The 16,055-nt window shown below is 39.8% G+C and carries 18 protein-coding genes; 11 read left to right on the top strand and 7 right to left on the bottom strand.

What is annotated here, in order from left to right:
• The first annotated feature begins 91 nt into the window (after positions 1–91).
• The 3 genes from rplM to dcm all read left to right on the top strand — a co-directional run bounded on the left by rplM (position 92) and on the right by dcm (position 2,472).
• The gene (gene rplM, locus BABA_RS10995; RefSeq protein ID WP_007085259.1) at positions 92–529 is read left to right on the top strand and encodes a 50S ribosomal protein L13; all 438 of its coding nucleotides are present in this window, start codon (positions 92–94) and stop codon (positions 527–529) included.
• Between the two features lie 20 nt (positions 530–549).
• Positions 550–942 (top strand): 30S ribosomal protein S9, encoded by a 393-nt coding sequence (rpsI, locus tag BABA_RS10990; RefSeq protein WP_007085258.1) that lies wholly within the window; start codon positions 550–552, stop codon positions 940–942.
• A gap of 165 nt (positions 943–1,107) precedes the next feature.
• On the top strand, positions 1,108–2,472 hold the full coding sequence (gene dcm / locus BABA_RS10985) for a DNA (cytosine-5-)-methyltransferase (protein WP_007085257.1): 1,365 nt from the start codon (positions 1,108–1,110) through the stop codon (positions 2,470–2,472).
• A gap of 59 nt (positions 2,473–2,531) precedes the next feature.
• Here the strand turns inward: dcm and BABA_RS10980 are convergent, their stop codons facing one another.
• From BABA_RS10980 to BABA_RS10955, 5 genes are all read right to left on the bottom strand, one after another.
• Entirely contained in the window at positions 2,532–3,161 is a 630-nt protein-coding gene (locus tag BABA_RS10980; protein WP_007085256.1) for a response regulator, read from the bottom strand.
• 13 nt (positions 3,162–3,174) lie between these two features.
• A complete protein-coding gene (locus tag BABA_RS10975) occupies positions 3,175–4,293 on the bottom strand; it encodes a GAF domain-containing sensor histidine kinase (RefSeq protein WP_007085255.1) in 1,119 nt (372 codons plus the stop codon).
• A 337-nt stretch (positions 4,294–4,630) separates the two neighbouring features.
• Complete coding sequence (locus BABA_RS10965; RefSeq protein ID WP_007085253.1) at positions 4,631–4,981, bottom strand: VOC family protein; 351 nt, start codon at positions 4,979–4,981, stop codon at positions 4,631–4,633.
• Positions 4,982–4,994: 13 nt separating this feature from the next.
• A complete protein-coding gene (locus BABA_RS10960) occupies positions 4,995–6,026 on the bottom strand; it encodes an S-adenosylmethionine:tRNA ribosyltransferase-isomerase (protein WP_007085252.1) in 1,032 nt (343 codons plus the stop codon).
• 4 nt (positions 6,027–6,030) lie between these two features.
• Positions 6,031–6,744: an SDR family NAD(P)-dependent oxidoreductase gene (locus BABA_RS10955; protein WP_007085251.1), complete on the bottom strand. Its 714-nt coding sequence runs from the start codon at positions 6,742–6,744 to the stop codon at positions 6,031–6,033.
• Positions 6,745–6,931: 187 nt separating this feature from the next.
• Here BABA_RS10955 and BABA_RS10950 point away from each other — a divergent pair, with 187 nt between their 5' ends.
• The 6 genes from BABA_RS10950 to BABA_RS10925 all read left to right on the top strand — a co-directional run bounded on the left by BABA_RS10950 (position 6,932) and on the right by BABA_RS10925 (position 13,194).
• Positions 6,932–8,473 carry a spore germination protein gene (locus BABA_RS10950; protein WP_007085250.1) on the top strand — a complete coding sequence of 514 codons (1,542 nt, stop codon included), beginning with the start codon at positions 6,932–6,934 and terminating at the stop codon, positions 8,471–8,473.
• On the top strand, positions 8,470–9,570 hold the full coding sequence (locus tag BABA_RS10945; protein WP_007085249.1) for a GerAB/ArcD/ProY family transporter: 1,101 nt from the start codon (positions 8,470–8,472) through the stop codon (positions 9,568–9,570). The genes BABA_RS10950 and BABA_RS10945 overlap by 4 nt, the downstream gene beginning before the upstream one ends.
• Entirely contained in the window at positions 9,567–10,682 is a 1,116-nt protein-coding gene (locus BABA_RS10940) for a Ger(x)C family spore germination protein (RefSeq protein WP_007085248.1), read from the top strand. Before BABA_RS10945 ends, BABA_RS10940 begins: the two co-directional genes overlap by 4 nt.
• Before the next feature lie 89 nt (positions 10,683–10,771).
• A complete protein-coding gene (locus BABA_RS10935; protein ID WP_007085247.1) occupies positions 10,772–11,215 on the top strand; it encodes a YbaK family protein in 444 nt (147 codons plus the stop codon).
• Positions 11,216–11,314: 99 nt separating this feature from the next.
• Positions 11,315–12,016 (top strand): N-acetylmuramoyl-L-alanine amidase CwlD, encoded by a 702-nt coding sequence (cwlD, locus tag BABA_RS10930; protein WP_268870156.1) that lies wholly within the window; start codon positions 11,315–11,317, stop codon positions 12,014–12,016.
• A 125-nt stretch (positions 12,017–12,141) separates the two neighbouring features.
• Complete coding sequence (locus BABA_RS10925; RefSeq protein ID WP_007085245.1) at positions 12,142–13,194, top strand: Mrp/NBP35 family ATP-binding protein; 1,053 nt, start codon at positions 12,142–12,144, stop codon at positions 13,192–13,194.
• A gap of 49 nt (positions 13,195–13,243) precedes the next feature.
• On the opposite strand, the gene gerD is transcribed toward BABA_RS10925, so the two are convergent.
• Positions 13,244–13,849: a spore germination lipoprotein GerD gene (gene gerD, locus BABA_RS10920; RefSeq protein WP_040346013.1), complete on the bottom strand. Its 606-nt coding sequence runs from the start codon at positions 13,847–13,849 to the stop codon at positions 13,244–13,246.
• Between the two features lie 150 nt (positions 13,850–13,999).
• Here gerD and BABA_RS10915 point away from each other — a divergent pair, with 150 nt between their 5' ends.
• Positions 14,000–14,674 (top strand): KinB-signaling pathway activation protein, encoded by a 675-nt coding sequence (locus tag BABA_RS10915; RefSeq protein WP_007085243.1) that lies wholly within the window; start codon positions 14,000–14,002, stop codon positions 14,672–14,674.
• 26 nt (positions 14,675–14,700) lie between these two features.
• Here BABA_RS10915 and pdaB read toward each other — a convergent pair whose 3' ends face one another.
• Positions 14,701–15,453 carry a polysaccharide deacetylase family sporulation protein PdaB gene (pdaB, locus tag BABA_RS10910; protein ID WP_007085242.1) on the bottom strand — a complete coding sequence of 251 codons (753 nt, stop codon included), beginning with the start codon at positions 15,451–15,453 and terminating at the stop codon, positions 14,701–14,703.
• 141 nt (positions 15,454–15,594) lie between these two features.
• On the opposite strand from pdaB, the gene BABA_RS10905 reads away from it, so the two are divergent.
• Entirely contained in the window at positions 15,595–15,825 is a 231-nt protein-coding gene (locus BABA_RS10905) for a hypothetical protein (RefSeq protein WP_007085241.1), read from the top strand.
• Positions 15,826–16,055: the final 230 nt, after the last annotated feature.

Genomic DNA, 16,055 nt, shown 5'->3' with positions numbered 1-16,055 from the left:
TCGTTCGTTCCCGGAACAGAATGGATTACTGGTTGCTTTATAATAGTGCGAAAATCATAATCTTTAATGGATTTAATTAGGAGGGAAACTCATGCGTACAACGTTTATGGCAAATGCCAACAATATCGAGCGTAAATGGTACGTGATTGATGCTGAGGGCAAAACTCTTGGACGTCTTGCTTCTGAAGTTGCATCAATCTTACGTGGTAAAAACAAACCAACTTTTACACCACATGTTGACACTGGTGATAATGTAATCATTCTTAACGCATCTAAAGTAGAATTAACTGGTAATAAATTAAATGACAAAATTTACTACCGTCACACAATGCACCCAGGTGGTTTAAAACAAAGAACTGCTCTTGAAATGCGTACGAACTATGCTGAGAAAATGATCGAGCTTGCTGTTAAAGGCATGCTTCCAAAGAATTCTCTAGGTCGTCAAATTTTCAAAAAATTACACGTATACGCTGGCGCAGAACATCCGCACCAAGCACAAAAACCTGAAGTTTACGAACTTCGCGGTTAATAAAGAGGGAGGGAATTTACTTGGCACAAGTTGAATATATTGGTACTGGTCGTCGTAAGAGCTCTGTTGCACGTGTGCGCATAGTTCCAGGTACAGGTAAAATTACAATTAACGGACGTGACATCGAAGATTATATCCCATTTGAAGCTTTACGTATGGTTGTAAACCAACCATTAGTAGCTACTGAAACAAAAGGCAGCTATGATGTTCTTGTAAACGTAAGCGGTGGTGGATACACTGGTCAAGCTGGAGCAATCCGCCACGGTATTGCTCGCGCATTACTTAAAGCTGATCCTGAATATCGTCCAACATTAAAACGCGCTGGATTATTAACTCGTGATCCACGTATGAAAGAACGTAAGAAATACGGACTTAAAGGCGCTCGTCGTGCACCTCAGTTCTCAAAACGTTAATATCAACGTTTCAAGACTCTTTTCACTTTTGTGGAAAGGGTCTTTTTTAATATTAGTGTGTCACTAGGAATAATAGTAGTATTTACTATCACATTTCGACAGGAACCTATGATAAAATATTATATATAGAATGCGTGTTTGGTTGAGGGGAGGCTTCTATATCTAATGGAGATCAAAATAAAAGTTGAAACTTTACAAACATTAATTGATGAGAAAAATTTTGCAGATAATCAAGAATGGGCTGAAAAGTTAGGAATCACAGAAGAAAAATTAAATAGAATAATTAACTCAGGAAAAGTGGAATCTCAAGAGGAGCTGTATGATTTATGTAGCTTTTTGGGGGTTACACCTACTGATTTAGATAGTAGAGAACGTCCACAAATTGATTACAGAGAACGCGAAGCAAGTGATAATTTCCTAGATGTAGTAGATAACACCATTACACCTGTTCGTCCCTATCGGGTGTTAGAAATTTTTGCTGGCGGTGGCGGCTTAATGCTTGGACTTGAAGAAGCTGGTTTTGAAACTGCAGCAGCAATTGAGATAAATAAACATGCCTGTTCCACACTTCGTACAAACCGACCTAATTTAAATGTTATTGAGGGTGACATTGCTGAGATTGTTAAGGAAGGAATTAGAAATTACATCGGCGATGAAGAAATTGACCTTTTATCAGGTGGTTACCCGTGCCAAGCCTTCAGTTTTGCAGGAAAGAAGCTAGGTCTTAAAGATGCCCGTGGAACAATGTTCTATTGGTATGCTCAACTCTTGAATGAATTAAGACCAAAAATGTTCCTTGCTGAAAATGTACGAGGACTTGTTAGTCATGAAAAAGGTAAAACACTTCAAGGCATGTTGGATGTATTTGATGAGATTGGATATACCGTAACATATAAAGTGTTGAAGGCAACTAATTACAATGTAGCACAAAAGAGAGAGCGGATTTTTATCATTGGGGTTCGTAAGGATCTCAATGCAGAATTTAAGTTTCCTGCACCTAGAGACTATGTACCGGTTCTTCGTGATGTGTTACAAAATGTACCTGAATCACCAGGACGTCAATATCCAGAACGTAAACGGCAAATCATGGAGTTGGTTCCACCTGGAGGATACTGGAGAGACCTTCCAGTTGAGCTCCAAAAGGAATACATGAAGGGTTCTTTCTATTTAGGTGGAGGTAAGACCGGGATGGCTAGAAGAATTTCATGGGATGAACCTTGTTTAACACTAACAACAGCACCTGACATGAAACAGACAGAACGGTGTCATCCAGATGAAACAAGACCATTTACAGTTAGAGAATATGCACGGATTCAAAGTTTCCCTGATTCATGGAGTTTTGAAGGTTCCATGACAGAACAATATAAACAAATTGGAAATGCTGTTCCTGCTGAATTGGCTCGTCATGTTGGACTAGCAATGATTCATACTATGAACAAAATAGTAACACCAAATCTTATTCAATATAATAAAAACGAAGAAGAACAAATAATAATGGAGCAAATGGATATTTTTAGTGCTAATTATTAAATCAAAAGGTACCAACTCTTATGAACGAGTTTAGGTACCTTTTTTATTATCGATTAGTCTCATATTTTATTTTTGACTGCATAAAGCGCAGCCTGTGTCCGATCCTGTAGTTCAAGCTTTGCTAAGAGATTTGATACATGTGTTTTAACGGTCTTTTCGGTAATGAAGAGGGAGGAGGCGATTTCCTTGTTGCTTTTCCCTTTAGCAATCTCTTTTAACACATCCAACTCTCTTTTTGTTAATTCCTCCATTTTATCGGTTTTGCCTTTATTGGACAAATTGGCCAGTAAATGTGAGGTTGCCATGGGATGCAGCTGATTTTCACCGTTCATGATATTTCTGATCGATGCTACAAGCTCGTCAGGCTGGATGTCCTTAAGCTGAAATCCGGAAGCACCTGCTTCAAGTGCGGGAATCACATGATCTTGATCGGAAAAGCTGGTCAACATCATAATTTTGATTTCTGGCTGCTCTTTCTTAATGATCCTTGTTGCTTGGACTCCGTCCATTTCTGGCATTGCCAAATCCATGAGAATAAGATCTGGTTTTAGTGACTTTGCCAGATGGACAGCTTCCTCCCCATTTGCGGCTTCTCCTACAATATCAAGACCTTTTTGCGTCCGTAGAAAAAAGACCAAGCCTCTTCTGACGACATGGTGGTCATCAGCTATTAATATCCGTATACTCATTGAAGTCCCCCCCCTAGAACGGAATATGGATCTCTATTTCTGTCCCCATTTCCGGTTTGCTTGTTAAATGAAAATGCCCATGTAATGCTTCTGTCCGTGCTTTCATATTTTTCAATCCCAATGAGGGGATTTCAAGTTGTTCATCATAATGAAAGCCGCAGCCCGTATCCTTAATGGTCATCATTACTCCTTCTTTGGAAGCTTGAAAAAGTAAAACCGCTGCCGTGGTCTGGGAATGCTTTTTACAATTTGCCAGAGCCTCTTGTCCGATTCGCCACATAGCTTCCTCTACTTTTCCGGGAATACTTGCAGCTCCTGTTACCTTTGTTTCAATGGATAGGCCAAGCATATCAGCATAACTTCTCAATGCACTAACGAGACCATTTTCCAAACCCTGCGGTCGCAGCTGCCAGATTAAGGCTCTCATTTCACCAAGGGCTTCCTGGGCTAAATCTTGAATATAGCTAAATGTTTGTTTGATTTCATTGGTTTGGGTCATTTCAACCCCCGCCCTTGCTGTAAGGCTTAAGGAAAATAAAAGCTGATTAACGGAATCATGGAGATCCCTTGCAAGCCGATTCCGCTCGGCGGCAAGTGCTGTCTCTTGTTCCCGCTGGGTTAGTTTTATTCGTTTCAATGCTGTGCCGATTTGAAAGGCAACCGCTTCAAGTAATGCAAGTTCATTTTTCTCAAAGTGGGTTTTGTTTGGCGAGCCTACATTTAAGATCCCGAACCGTTCCTGTCCGGCCCTAAGCGGGACGGTGGCATGATGAGTCAGGCCGCATGTTTCTCCGGCTCTCTCTTCAATGGCATCTTCAATTCGTTTACATTCCATAATATTTGATGCTTTTGTAAGTTGTCGATTGTTGTATTTATTGACGCACCAGCACTTACCTTGGCACATCCGCTGTTTATGGTCATTGGCCAAAGCGGGCGGCAAGGCTTCATCCGCTACAAGCCGATGCACACCTTTTTCATCGATTAGAAAAATCCAACCAGTTTGCAGTCCGGTTACATGGAGAAGTCTTTTGAGTACACCAGAAAGCACATCCTTGGTGTCCGTTCCTTCATTTAAAAGCTCCGCGATTTCCTTTAAGATGCCAATTTCTTCATATCCAGTTCCTACAGACATCCAGTTTCCCCTCCGAAGTGAGTTTCTATATATTATTATAGCTTATTTACAATTTTCAGACTCCCACTCTTTATGAAGGACAGATTTTAAAATGGAACCAAGAGAAACGTCCTTCATATTACGGATGAAGACCAAAACTCTAAAGAATCCGGGAAAAAAGGTCTTCATAAAGCCGATGAAGACCAAAACTCTAAAGAATCCGGGAAAAAAGGTCTTCATAATGCTAATGAAGACCAAAACTCTAAAAAACCCGGAAAAAGAGGTCTTCATAAAGCCGATGAAGACCAAAACTCCTGAATGGAGCAAGAGAAACGTCCTTCATAACAAGCAGTCAGCCTCACGTATTTGGTTTAGTCTGCAAAAACTCAATAATCTCCCGATTGGGCCCTTCATAAAAAACGGTATTCCAGCCATTATCCAACTCATAGGGTCCTTCTATTTTTCGAACGTCAGCGAACCGATCCATCACTTCACAGAGACTGCTTACCTCAAAGCAAATGTGAGCCATTTGCTCAACCGCTTGTCGACCGGAAATTAACTCCAGTCTAAAGTCACCCATGACCAGAAACACAATCTCTTCTTCCATGAACAACATTCGATTTTCTTCCTGAAAACCCAAGTATCTTTTATAAAATGAGATGGCTTCCTCGATATTTTTCACCTCTAATGCATAATGGTGGAATCGCATGGGGTGCCTCCAATCATAAAATAAGATTCATATCTCCAAATTCATGCCACAAATAACCGGTATCGATTGCTTGACCATAGGCCTTAAGCAAATGGTGTTCGGATACAAAGGCGGATAGCATATCGAGATGGCTGGCCTTTGGTTCATGCAAACCAGTGATGATACCATCAGCTATTTTTAACGGATAATGTTGATTAATATAGAGATTGGTCATTCCAGATAGCGCTCCGTTCTTAGCTGCAGTCTCAAGTGCCCTAACCACCGTCGTACCAACCGCGATTACCCTTTTTCCGGCTGCTTTTGTTTCAATAATTCGCGCCATTGTACCGTCAGAGATATGATACTCCTCCTCATTCTCTTCGGGTGTCTGGATCCATTGATCATCTAATAAATAGCTTAATCCCGTATGCAGCCGGATATAATCAACCTGAATATCATTCCGCTTTAAATTAAATAGCAGTTCCCAGCTAAATGCCCTGCCAGCAGAAGGCATCTCCACTGAACCCGGATGACTGGCGAAAACCGTTTGATAGAAATCTAAGTCCCATGGTTGTTCAATATATTCATATCGTACCGGTTCGCCTAGTGCATAGATGATATTGAATAGATCCGCCCCTTTTTTAGAAAACTGAATGAGCTTTAGTGGGGAATTCTCCTTTTCACCTAGTACAGTGGCTGATAATTCAGGTGAAAGGTGCAAGCTGTCGCCCGTCATTACAGGGCTTGCAACAACGAGCGCATCCCAAGTATCCTCACCGCGGCGCCTTGCCAAGCGAATCTCAACTTTAGGTGCTAGTTGAACGGTGTTTCGGTACCATTCTGCATATAAAACTGCAGGGATCGTTCGGCTGTTATTTAATATAACGAGATCACCTGACTCGAGATAATCTGCCAAGTGAAAGAAACAGTCATGCCGTACATCTCCCATAGACCGGTCTAGAACCATCATCCGGACATGATCCCTTCGTAAGCCTCGTTTTTCAGGAGGATGGGAGGCATTTAGTTCATCCGGCAGGTAAAAGTCCAACGCTTTAGTCGCCGCCATTTCCTTACACCTCCTCTGATTGAGCCGCAAAACGCTGTCCATTAATGCCTGCAGCCTGATTGGAAGCCAGGTATAAAAATATGTCCACAATCTCCTCCGGTTTCGCCAATGGATAATCACAATAGGGAACAGCCAATTGATGCATGTCTGTATCCATTTCTCCTGGATCGACCATGTTGACCCTAACATTCGTCTCGCTTAATTCATCTGCCCACGTTTGGGTAAGACCCTCAACAGCAAATTTTGAAATTCCATAGGCGCCCCAACCGGCGAAGCCCGTATGACCAGCTTCGGAAGTCACATTGATTATGGAGCCAACATTACGCTCAAGCATTCCCGGAATAACCCTTCTTGTGACGAGAAATGGCGAAACTGCATTTACCCGGAGCACTTCGTCAAAATCGTCTTCAGGGTAATCAAGCAGCAACGGCATGGGGCTGGGCCCTAAAATTGAGGCGTTATTAATGAGAACATCGATATGGCCAAATTCTTCTTCTGCCATTGCAACGAATCGCTCCACATCCCTTGACTTGGAAATATCAGCCGTTACTGCCAGCACTTCAGCACCTAAATCAGCAGCCTCTTTCTTTACCTTTAGCAAGCCTTCCGTTGTCCTGGCACAAATCGCTAGCACTGCTCCTTCTTTTGCGAATGCCAACGTTAACGCTTTGCCCAAACCTTTTGAGGCTCCAGTTATCATTACTACTTTATTTTTCATAAATGTCATCTCCCATTCATTACTTGATGTCTTAAGCATACCGGTTCTTTCCAAATCCTTCCTCAGAAAAAAGCTTGAACTTTATCTACAACTTTTGGCTGAAAAAAGGGGTTTTTAGGAGTGGTATATCCATCCATTTAAAAACACAAACTATCCTATCAAATTCCATAATAGGTGGGATTCCTCCATGCCTTTTTTTCAAAAATATACTCGAGAAAAAAAGCATCAACCTTTATTGCAAAAACAGCAAAAAATCTTAAGTCAAAAGCTTATAAGTGCGGAATTAATGGAGAATCTTGCGGTTATTCAGGATATATTTAGCGATACACCTGATCTAGTAATAAAGAACTTTTTGATAAAACAAACAATGAACCAAGCATCGCTTGTTTATTTAAATGGACTTTCGGATAAAGAAACGATAAATAATGATGTATTAAAGCCACTATTATTTGAAGCTGATTTGGACAAGGATTTTGATGTAAAGGTATCATTGGGTTCAATAAAGGAAAGTAACATTTGGTCGGTATTGGAAGATACTATTTTAGAAGGATGCAGTGTCTTATTTATAGATGGGCAGCCAGTGGCTTACCAATTAGATACACAAGGATGGCCTCAAAGGGGAATCGAAGATACGTCGATCGAGTCTTCTTTACGTGGGGCACATGAAGGGTTTGTTGAAACAGGCAGCACGAATATTGCCTTAATCCGCAGGCATATTCCAAACCGTGAATTGAAAATAAAAGAAATGAAAATTGGTGAAAGAGGAAAAACGAAGCTTACCATTATGTATTTAGCCGATGTTGCCAATCCTGAAGTATTGCAAGAGCTAATTGACCGGATTAACAAATTGCAAATCGATTGCCTTTTAAATACGGCTTCGTTGGCAGAATACATTGAGGACAACCCGTACTCGCCGTTCCCGCAATTATTTATAACAGAACGTCCTGATTTTGCAGCGTCAGAAATTTTTCAAGGGCGGATCGTTATCGTTGTCGATCGATCACCCAATGTCCTCATTGGCCCGGCAACATTTGAAACCTTTTTCAAGAGTATGGATGATTATAGTGTTCGTTGGATGGCTGCCTCCTTTTTACGGCTTATGAGGTATTTTGGATTTTTAGTTGCCATCTTTCTACCGGCTACCTATATTTCTGTGATTTCCTTTCACTTTGAAATCATTCCATTAAAGCTGCTTTTATCTGTTGGTGCCTCGAGAGAGCGAGTTCCATTTCCGCCTTTCATTGAAGCGATCATAATGGAGATCACATTGGAAATGCTTCGCGAGGCGGGAATACGCCTCCCGGCAAAAATTGGCCAGACAGTTGGCATTGTTGGAGGTATTGTCATTGGTCAAGCAGCTGTTGAAGCAGGTATTGTTAGTAATATCATGGTAATTGTCGTAGCCCTGACAGCAATTGCTTCTTTTATAATCCCCAATTATGATATGGGTTCAGCGATAAGGATGCTCCGATTTCCGATGATGATTGCCGCTTCATTATTCGGATTCGTGGGACTTACAGTGGGGTTAATGACCTTAATTGTCCATTTTGTTGCCCTTGAATCCTTGGGTACACCATATGGCAGTCCAATGGCTCCATTACGATTTACGGATTGGAAGGATCTATTTATTCGATTTCCACTCTGGTCTATCGTAAAGCGTCCTGAGAGTACGAAACCCATTCAAAGGAAAAAGGCAAATTCTCGTCGTCCTGAAGGTGATAAACAGTGATAAAGCATAAAAAGAACCAAATTACATTTATGCAATATATTCTTTTAATTCATGGTGTGCAAGCGGGGGTCGGATTATTAACACTTCCAAGTGAGTTAGCTGAAAAAGCAGGGACGGACGGTTGGATTTCCATAATTATTGGCTGGTTCTTATCTACATTGGCTGGCTTACTCATTGTTCAGGTAATGAAAAAATACCCAAATGGGACCATTCTTGATCTACTAACCCATTGTTTTGGAAAGTGGGTCGGAAAGATGGCTGCTTTCGTTTTTGGATTGTATTTTGCTTTTTTGGCATCCATCATTTTTGTTAGGGAATGTCTCTTTATCCAATTTTGGATTTTACCACAAACAGGTTTGATTATTTTGATGTTATTATTATCCATCCCGACTTACCTTATTGTGCGGAATAATATTACGGTATTAGCCAGGTACTCCGAATTGGTATTTTTTATGACTATATGGTTAGTTTTCTTCTATTTTTCGCCTTTAAAGGAGGCACACTGGCTCCATCTCCTTCCAATTGTAAAAGAAGGCTGGAACCCCATTTTTATTGCAGTTAAGATAACGATTTTTTCCTTTACAGGCTTTGAAATAGTCTACTTTCTCTATCCTTCACTAAAGGAAAAACAAAAAGCAGCAAGCGGGTTGATTATTGCAAATACACTTACACTACTTGTATTTTTGACCATAACGATTGTCATTTTCGCCTTTTTTAGTCCTGACGAAATTACTCAATTTAAAGAACCGACCATTAGTGTGCTAAAAATCGTTGAGTTTAAGTTTTTAGAAAGAATTGAAATTGTCTTTTTGTCCTTTTATGTATTTGTCATCTCTACGACTGTCCTGCCTTTAATGTATTCAACTGTTTTTTGTTTCAGTCAATTATTTGGTTCACAAAATCACAGTAAATATGTGGGTTGGTATCTCCTTCTAAATCTTGTGTATCTTTTGTTTACTTCACCATCGTTTGATAGAAATGATCAGCTTCAAAAACTAGTTCAGCCATTAACAATAGCTCTTGCCTACATTTTTCCGTTTTGTTTATTGGTGTATGTTTGGCTTCGTGATCTCGTTAAAAGGAGAGCCCATTTATGAAACGTTGGTTACCTGTGTTGTTGTCTATCCTCCTAGTCTTCATCCTTTCTAGTTGCGGTAGTAAAGCTCCTTTAGAGGATTTGACACTTGCCTTAATCCTTGGTGTGGACTTAGATGATGAAAATAATCTAATCTTTTATGAATTAAATCCTGTATTTAATAAAGGTGCCAAGAAAGGAAATGAGGCATATGAGGTAAAGGCAAAAACAATTCGAGATTCCAGAAGATTATTTGACGGATTAACGACTGGAGAAGTAGCCGCTGGAAAAATTCAAGTATTACTTGTTGGCAAACGTGTCTTGGGTCATGCGGGCTGGTTTTCTATTTTAGATACAGTGTACCGAAATCCGAATTTTTCCATGAACACAAGAGTCGTAGCGGTTAAAGGTCCTGTCTCGGATGTCATATTTTACAATCCTGGAGAAAAACCGCAGTTATCCTTACATTTGAAAGCAGTGATTGATAAAAGCTATGATCGAACAAGGGCGGTAAAAGGCACGCTTCAAGAATTACACAGAGAGGTCTACGAAAAGGGATTGACTCCCACTATTTCCGAAGTGAAAAAGGGTAAAAAGCTGGAATTAGCGGGAATGACTCTCCTTTATAATAAAGGGAAATATGCTGCCTCACTGGATGTTCCTGAATCAACTTTACTTCTTGTGTTAAAGAATGAAAAGAGACGTGAAGTCACCCTGACCATTCCGATTTTCTCACCGGAAAAGGAACGTAACATTTTCCATGAAAACCTGATGAGTTTCGATGCTAGTAGAGTAAAGACAAAGATAAAAACGGGATTTAAACAAAATAAATTTCATTTTGATATTAAAGTCAATATGACGGCAAATATTGTAGAACGTATATTTCCGGAGGATAGAGTTAAAAAAGCTGAGTTAATAAAGTTGATGGAAAAAGAACTGCAAGATCAATTCGAGGCCCTTCTTAAAAAAATTCAAAAAAATAAAATTGACCCAATCGGATTTGGTCTTTATGCACGTGCATACCAATATGAGCAATTTAAAAAGGTGGATAACGACTGGGGGAATGCACTTGCTGATTCCGTTATCCATGTATCTGTCAACGTAAAATTAAACTCGGATGGAGCTGTTAGATAAGTATATAAAAATTGGCAATGAAAATAGTCACGACGTTTGCATTTCTTCAGAACCCCGGATAAAGACTATTCTTAAGAGGTGAAGATGAAGTGACTGTGATTACAACCTTTAAAGAAAAAAGACGGGAAAAACAAATAAAATACGAACGCTCCGTACTAAAGGAGTTATCGATTACTACATTAAAAGAGCGGGTAAAACAATACTTTGGCTCCACGAAAATTACTTCGAGCTTTGTCATGAATACAGGAATAGAAGAGGCGTGTTATGATGTTGCCCTTGAAGCCTTCCTTCTTGGCGCTAAATTCAGTAAGTTTGGCTATCATGGTGAGGATATGGAAGCAGTACGCTTGCGCTGCTTTAGAGAAGAAAAACACCTCATTGATACGCTTTATAACTTTTTCCTCTATTGGGGAAATGGGGAAGAGGGAACGATGAGCGAATCGCTTTATTATTTATGTGAACAATATATCCACGTTTGGTGGCGCGAGGGCTACGAAAAAGGCCAGATGCGCCATAAGCTTCGACTTCACTAACATCTATTCTACAGTTCTAAATACCCTTCCTGTCCCATATATTTTATTGAACATGGACGAGCGGGAAGGATGATCTGGGTGTTAAAGCGTAAATGGAAAATGATCAGTTTTATTGCGGGATTACTTGCGTTATTTTTCATACTGCAACACGACTTTATTGAGAATGACTCATCGAAAACATGGAACATCCCATTGTCTGGGAAAATAATCTTGTTAGATGCAGGTCATGGTGGTCCGGATGGCGGAGCAGGAACAGGTGAAACCTTGGAAAAGGATATAGCCCTTGAAATTACCAAGAAAGTCCGGGATTATCTTCAGGGGCAAGGGGCGTTGGTCATCATGACAAGGGAAAAGGATGAAGATTTAGCCGACCCTGGGACGAGAGGCTATAGCCGCAGAAAAGTAGAGGATTTGAAAAAGAGATTAAAAATGATCAATGGCACCGATAATGACCTTTTTGTCAGTATCCATTTAAATGCCATTCCTTCCTCAAGATGGAGCGGGGCTCAAACCTTTTATGCACCACAGCATAAGGAAAATGCTAGGGCGGCTAAATTTATTCAAGAAGAGCTGAGAAGGAATTTGGAAAATACAAATCGTAAAGCGAAGCCAATTAATCAGGTGTATATTTTAAAAAATGCCAAAAAACCAGGGGTGTTAGTGGAGGTTGGCTTTCTCTCCAACCCGGGAGAAAAAGCATTATTAAAAAAGGATTCCTATCAGGAAAAAGTAGCCGCATCCATAAATATTGGAATTATGCGTTATTTTACGAATGAAAAAGAGCTAAAAGAAACAGATTAAGGGAGGTGGGAACACCTTCCATTTTTATGTTCATCGACAACAGTGTGATTCAAATAACTGTTTCATTTGCGGGTTATGGTATACTTAGAGATGGAAACGAATTCAAAAGGTGAGGTGTCTTTTTTATGTTAACAGAAGTGAGAATCCGCGAGGTTCTTGGTGGCCTCAAAGAACCATTTTTACATAAGACTTTAGCAGAATTAAATGCAATCGAGGAAGTTAAAATTAAAGAAGAAAAAAACCACGTTAGTGTGAAGGTGCAGGTCGCCAGAACAGGTACAAGCGAACAGCTGCAGCTGCAAACTCAAATCGTTAATCTTTTAAAAGAAGCTGGAGCAGCAACAGTAGGAATTCGGTTTAGTGAGCTTCCTGAAGCAGTGTTAGCAGCAAATCGTCAGGCAGAACCTGAAAAAGAGAAGAATCTTCTCAATTCGACAGATACCACCTTTATTGCGATTGCTAGTGGAAAAGGCGGGGTAGGGAAATCAACCGTTTCCGTTAACTTAGCCGTTGCATTAGCCCGTTTAGGAAAAAAGGTCGGCCTTATTGACGCGGATATTTACGGATTCAGCGTTCCTGATATGATGGGGATTACACAACGCCCGGTTGTCCGCGGCGAAAAGATTATCCCTGTAGAACGTTTTGGCGTTCAGGTTATTTCGATGGGCTTCTTTGTTGAGGATAATGCTCCAATTATATGGCGCGGCCCAATGCTTGGAAAAATGTTAAACAGTTTCTTCAATGAAGTAGAGTGGGGAGATCTTGATTATTTACTATTAGACTTACCGCCAGGCACAGGGGATGTTGCCCTAGACGTGCATACGATGCTTCCTGCATGTAAGGAAATTATCGTCACTACCCCGCATCCAACAGCGGCCTTTGTTGCCGCACGTGCAGGTGCAATGGCATTACGGACTGAGCATGAAGTGCTGGGTGTTATTGAAAATATGGCCTACTTTGAAAGTAAGCTTACCGGCGAAAAGGAATATGTTTTCGGCCGTGGCGGCGGAGATAAGTTAGCCGAAGAGTTAAATACGGAAGTTCTTGGCCGCTTACCGCTAAATCAGCCTGACTGGAATGATGAAGATTTTGCGCCATCCATCTACCAGGAAGATCATCAGATTGGAAAAATATATTTAGAAATTGCTGAAAAAATGTCTAGCTTGCTCGAGAAGTAAGGATAAAAGGCCTCTTCTCTATTTAGGAAGAGGCCATTCTTATTTTAGATTAGCTACTGCTGCCCGATTTATTTTGGTCGCCGCCTTCATCCTTACCACTGGCCTTATTTTTTGTTTCCTCGGCTGCTTTTAAGAGCAATTCTTCCATTTTCGCTTTGAAAAGCGGACTGTCAATCGTTTCGGAAATGACCTTTTGCAGATGTTCACGGTATTCTTTACTTTTTAAGGCGTCCGCCAATTCTTTTTGAATTTCAGGTTCTTTAAAAACCTCAATCATCATACCTCTATATTCAGGGTCGTTCATTAAATCCTTTAATAATTTTTCATTCTCGGAACGCATATTTTTAGCAACGCCTTTGGCAAATTTGGCATCGCTAAATGTCTTTTTCCAAAACTCCGTTGCTTTATCCGATGTTAAGGTTTGTTCAATGGTGGTAGCAACAACCTGCTGATCCATCACAAGCTTTTCCTTCATCTTATCATCGGACATCACATCTTGAATGGCCTTTTTACCATCATCTGTCTTGAGAATATCCACGACCATTTTTTTTGTTTGATCATAATCAATTTGCCCTCCGCTGCTTGTATCATCTGCAGAACAGCTTGTCAGAAACAACATGATGGGCAGGAGGAGCAACCTACTTTTCCTTCTCATTTCAAAAAGCTCCTTTCACATATATATCCTTAATTTTAGGATGAAGAAAATCAAGCGAGATTATTCGTTGTAAATCAAATTATGGATTTTTCATCTTTTGATTGGTACAATCAGGTTGGAATTTATTTTTGTTTGTTGGAGGTTTCTAGTGTGACAAGCCGTAATTTGGTGAAATTATTTAGGAATACATTATTAGTTGGCGGGGTCACGACAATAATTGTGGGACTGTTTGTACGCTGGCATGAGTTGCAGCCTTTTTTTATTGACTTTAAAATAATTGATATTATTTCTGCAATAATTTGGTTAATGGTAATGGGCTTTCTCTTTAGCGTGATTAGCCAAATGGGCTTTTTTGCGTATTTAACGATCCATCGTTTTGGATTAGGGATTTTTAAATCGGTTTCCCTTTGGAATGCTGTTCAAATTGTCCTTATTCTCTTTGGCCTATTTGATCTCATTTACTTACGATATACAAACTTTGCGAAAACAGGCGATTCTTTTCTGCCTTATTTAATACCTGCCCTGTTTCTATTAGTCGTCGGGCTGACAGTAGCATGGCTAAAAAGCAGGCAAACCAACCGCGAAGCATTTATTCCGGCTGTTTTCTTTATGATAGTTGCCACGTTAGTGGAGTGGGTACCAGTTTTAAGAGAAAATGCGGAGCACTGGTTCTATCCAATGGCGTTTGCTTTACTAGCATGCAATGCCTATCAAATATTAATCCTTCATAAATTGAATGCGCAATCGGAACAGGATAGACAAAGACGTTTAAGCCAATCCGGTTCTAAGGCAAATAAAAAAAACAAGAAGAAACCGTCCCAATAAGGGGCGGTTTTTCGTCTCTAGACTGACTATCTTACTTCTTCAGAATGAACTTCTCCGTTTGTAATCATTTCTGAAACTGACACAAGCTTTAAGCCCTTTTGGCGAATATCCTCCAAAATTAGCGGCAAAGCTTTTGCTGTTTGTTTAGCAGAATCGGAGGCATGCAGAAGAACAATATCTCCCTTTTCCGCCTTTTTTACATTTTCCACAATTTTTGCTACCCCGGGATTTTGCCAATCCTTAGAATCGATTTTCCAATGAACAACGGTATACCCATACCGTTTTGCGATTTTTAAGGTACGCTCATCGAAATGTCCTGTTGGTGCACGTAAAAGCTTTATATCCTTTACATTTAACTTTTTAAAGGCCTCTTGGGCTTTGGAGATATCTCTAGAAATCTTAGCATCCTCTAAATCCATGTAATCCACATAATCGTAGCCCAGCATCCCGATTTCATAGCCTTCTTTTACAATTCGAGCGATTATGTCAGGGTGCTGTTCAGCCCACGACCCAGCAAGGAAGAAAGTAGCTGACTTAATATTCTCCTTTTTCAATGTATCTAAGATCGGCTCTGCCTTTTCATCCCCCCAGCCAATGTTAAATGTGAGGGCAAGATCCTTTTCACCTCGATAAATTGCTTTGGCCCCGTCTTTCGTTGAAAAGACTGGAATCTGCGACAGGTTCTCTATATAGAGAAACCATGCTGTAAAAAAAGCGGCAATTAATATAAGTGAAACATTTTTCAAAGACTTTCCATTTAAAATAAAGAAGAAATTCATAACGGCACCCACCTCGTCCAAAACTTTCCTTGTCTTCATACCTATGCTTGTATTTTTCTAAATATGAACTAAAAATTTTATTATAAAATTTCAATAATTGGAAAAGACTACTATAACTAGGAATTTTGCGGAGGTAATTCAATGCATGGGCTTCTTATAAACGACAGGGAAGTAAAAGAAATGGAATACCTAATTAAAAGGGAAATGGACGAAATATTATTTGATTTAAAAGATGAGCGGATTGAACATATTGTCAAAAGGGCAATGGAAGAAAGATATAAGATCCTTTTTACCTTATTTAAAAGAGTGGCCTCACCAAATGAATGTTTGAAATATATGAGACGAGGTAAGAAAGATAGAAAAAAGGGGTAATCTTTTTTTGAAATACCGTTGACATATATTTATTATCTTGTTATAGTAATAAACGTCGCTGCTGACAGTAACAAAAACAACTTAAAAAAAGTTGTTGACATTACGATTTGTAGATGATATATTATGAAAGTCGCTTTTAGGCGATTGAGAAATTGATCTTTGAAAACTAAACAAACAAAAACGTCAACAAACAATATTTTTAGTTTCTATTAAGAAACTAAGCCAACGTA

Origin of the sequence: Neobacillus bataviensis LMG 21833, from assembly GCF_000307875.1 — a bacterium.
GTDB classification, from domain to species: domain Bacteria; phylum Bacillota; class Bacilli; order Bacillales; family Cytobacillaceae; genus Neobacillus; species Neobacillus bataviensis.
This window is presented reverse-complemented; position numbering and strand designations above follow the sequence as displayed.

What these genes read in the sequence shown, in the direction of transcription:
- BABA_RS10980 (WP_007085256.1), bottom strand. Translation starts at nt 3,161, where the DNA reads ATGAGTATACGGATATTAATAGCTGATGACCACCATGTCGTCAGAAGA.
- dcm (WP_007085257.1), top strand. Translation starts at nt 1,108, where the DNA reads ATGGAGATCAAAATAAAAGTTGAAACTTTACAAACATTAATTGATGAG.
- BABA_RS10955 (WP_007085251.1), bottom strand. Translation starts at nt 6,744, where the DNA reads ATGAAAAATAAAGTAGTAATGATAACTGGAGCCTCAAAAGGTTTGGGC.
- BABA_RS10975 (WP_007085255.1), bottom strand. Translation starts at nt 4,293, where the DNA reads ATGTCTGTAGGAACTGGATATGAAGAAATTGGCATCTTAAAGGAAATC.
- cwlD (WP_268870156.1), top strand. Translation starts at nt 11,315, where the DNA reads ATGATCAGTTTTATTGCGGGATTACTTGCGTTATTTTTCATACTGCAA.
- BABA_RS10905 (WP_007085241.1), top strand. Translation starts at nt 15,595, where the DNA reads ATGCATGGGCTTCTTATAAACGACAGGGAAGTAAAAGAAATGGAATAC.
- BABA_RS10960 (WP_007085252.1), bottom strand. Translation starts at nt 6,026, where the DNA reads ATGGCGGCGACTAAAGCGTTGGACTTTTACCTGCCGGATGAACTAAAT.
- BABA_RS10965 (WP_007085253.1), bottom strand. Translation starts at nt 4,981, where the DNA reads ATGCGATTCCACCATTATGCATTAGAGGTGAAAAATATCGAGGAAGCC.
- BABA_RS10950 (WP_007085250.1), top strand. Translation starts at nt 6,932, where the DNA reads ATGCCTTTTTTTCAAAAATATACTCGAGAAAAAAAGCATCAACCTTTA.
- rplM (WP_007085259.1), top strand. Translation starts at nt 92, where the DNA reads ATGCGTACAACGTTTATGGCAAATGCCAACAATATCGAGCGTAAATGG.
- BABA_RS10940 (WP_007085248.1), top strand. Translation starts at nt 9,567, where the DNA reads ATGAAACGTTGGTTACCTGTGTTGTTGTCTATCCTCCTAGTCTTCATC.
- pdaB (WP_007085242.1), bottom strand. Translation starts at nt 15,453, where the DNA reads ATGAATTTCTTCTTTATTTTAAATGGAAAGTCTTTGAAAAATGTTTCA.
- BABA_RS10925 (WP_007085245.1), top strand. Translation starts at nt 12,142, where the DNA reads ATGTTAACAGAAGTGAGAATCCGCGAGGTTCTTGGTGGCCTCAAAGAA.
- gerD (WP_040346013.1), bottom strand. Translation starts at nt 13,849, where the DNA reads ATGAGAAGGAAAAGTAGGTTGCTCCTCCTGCCCATCATGTTGTTTCTG.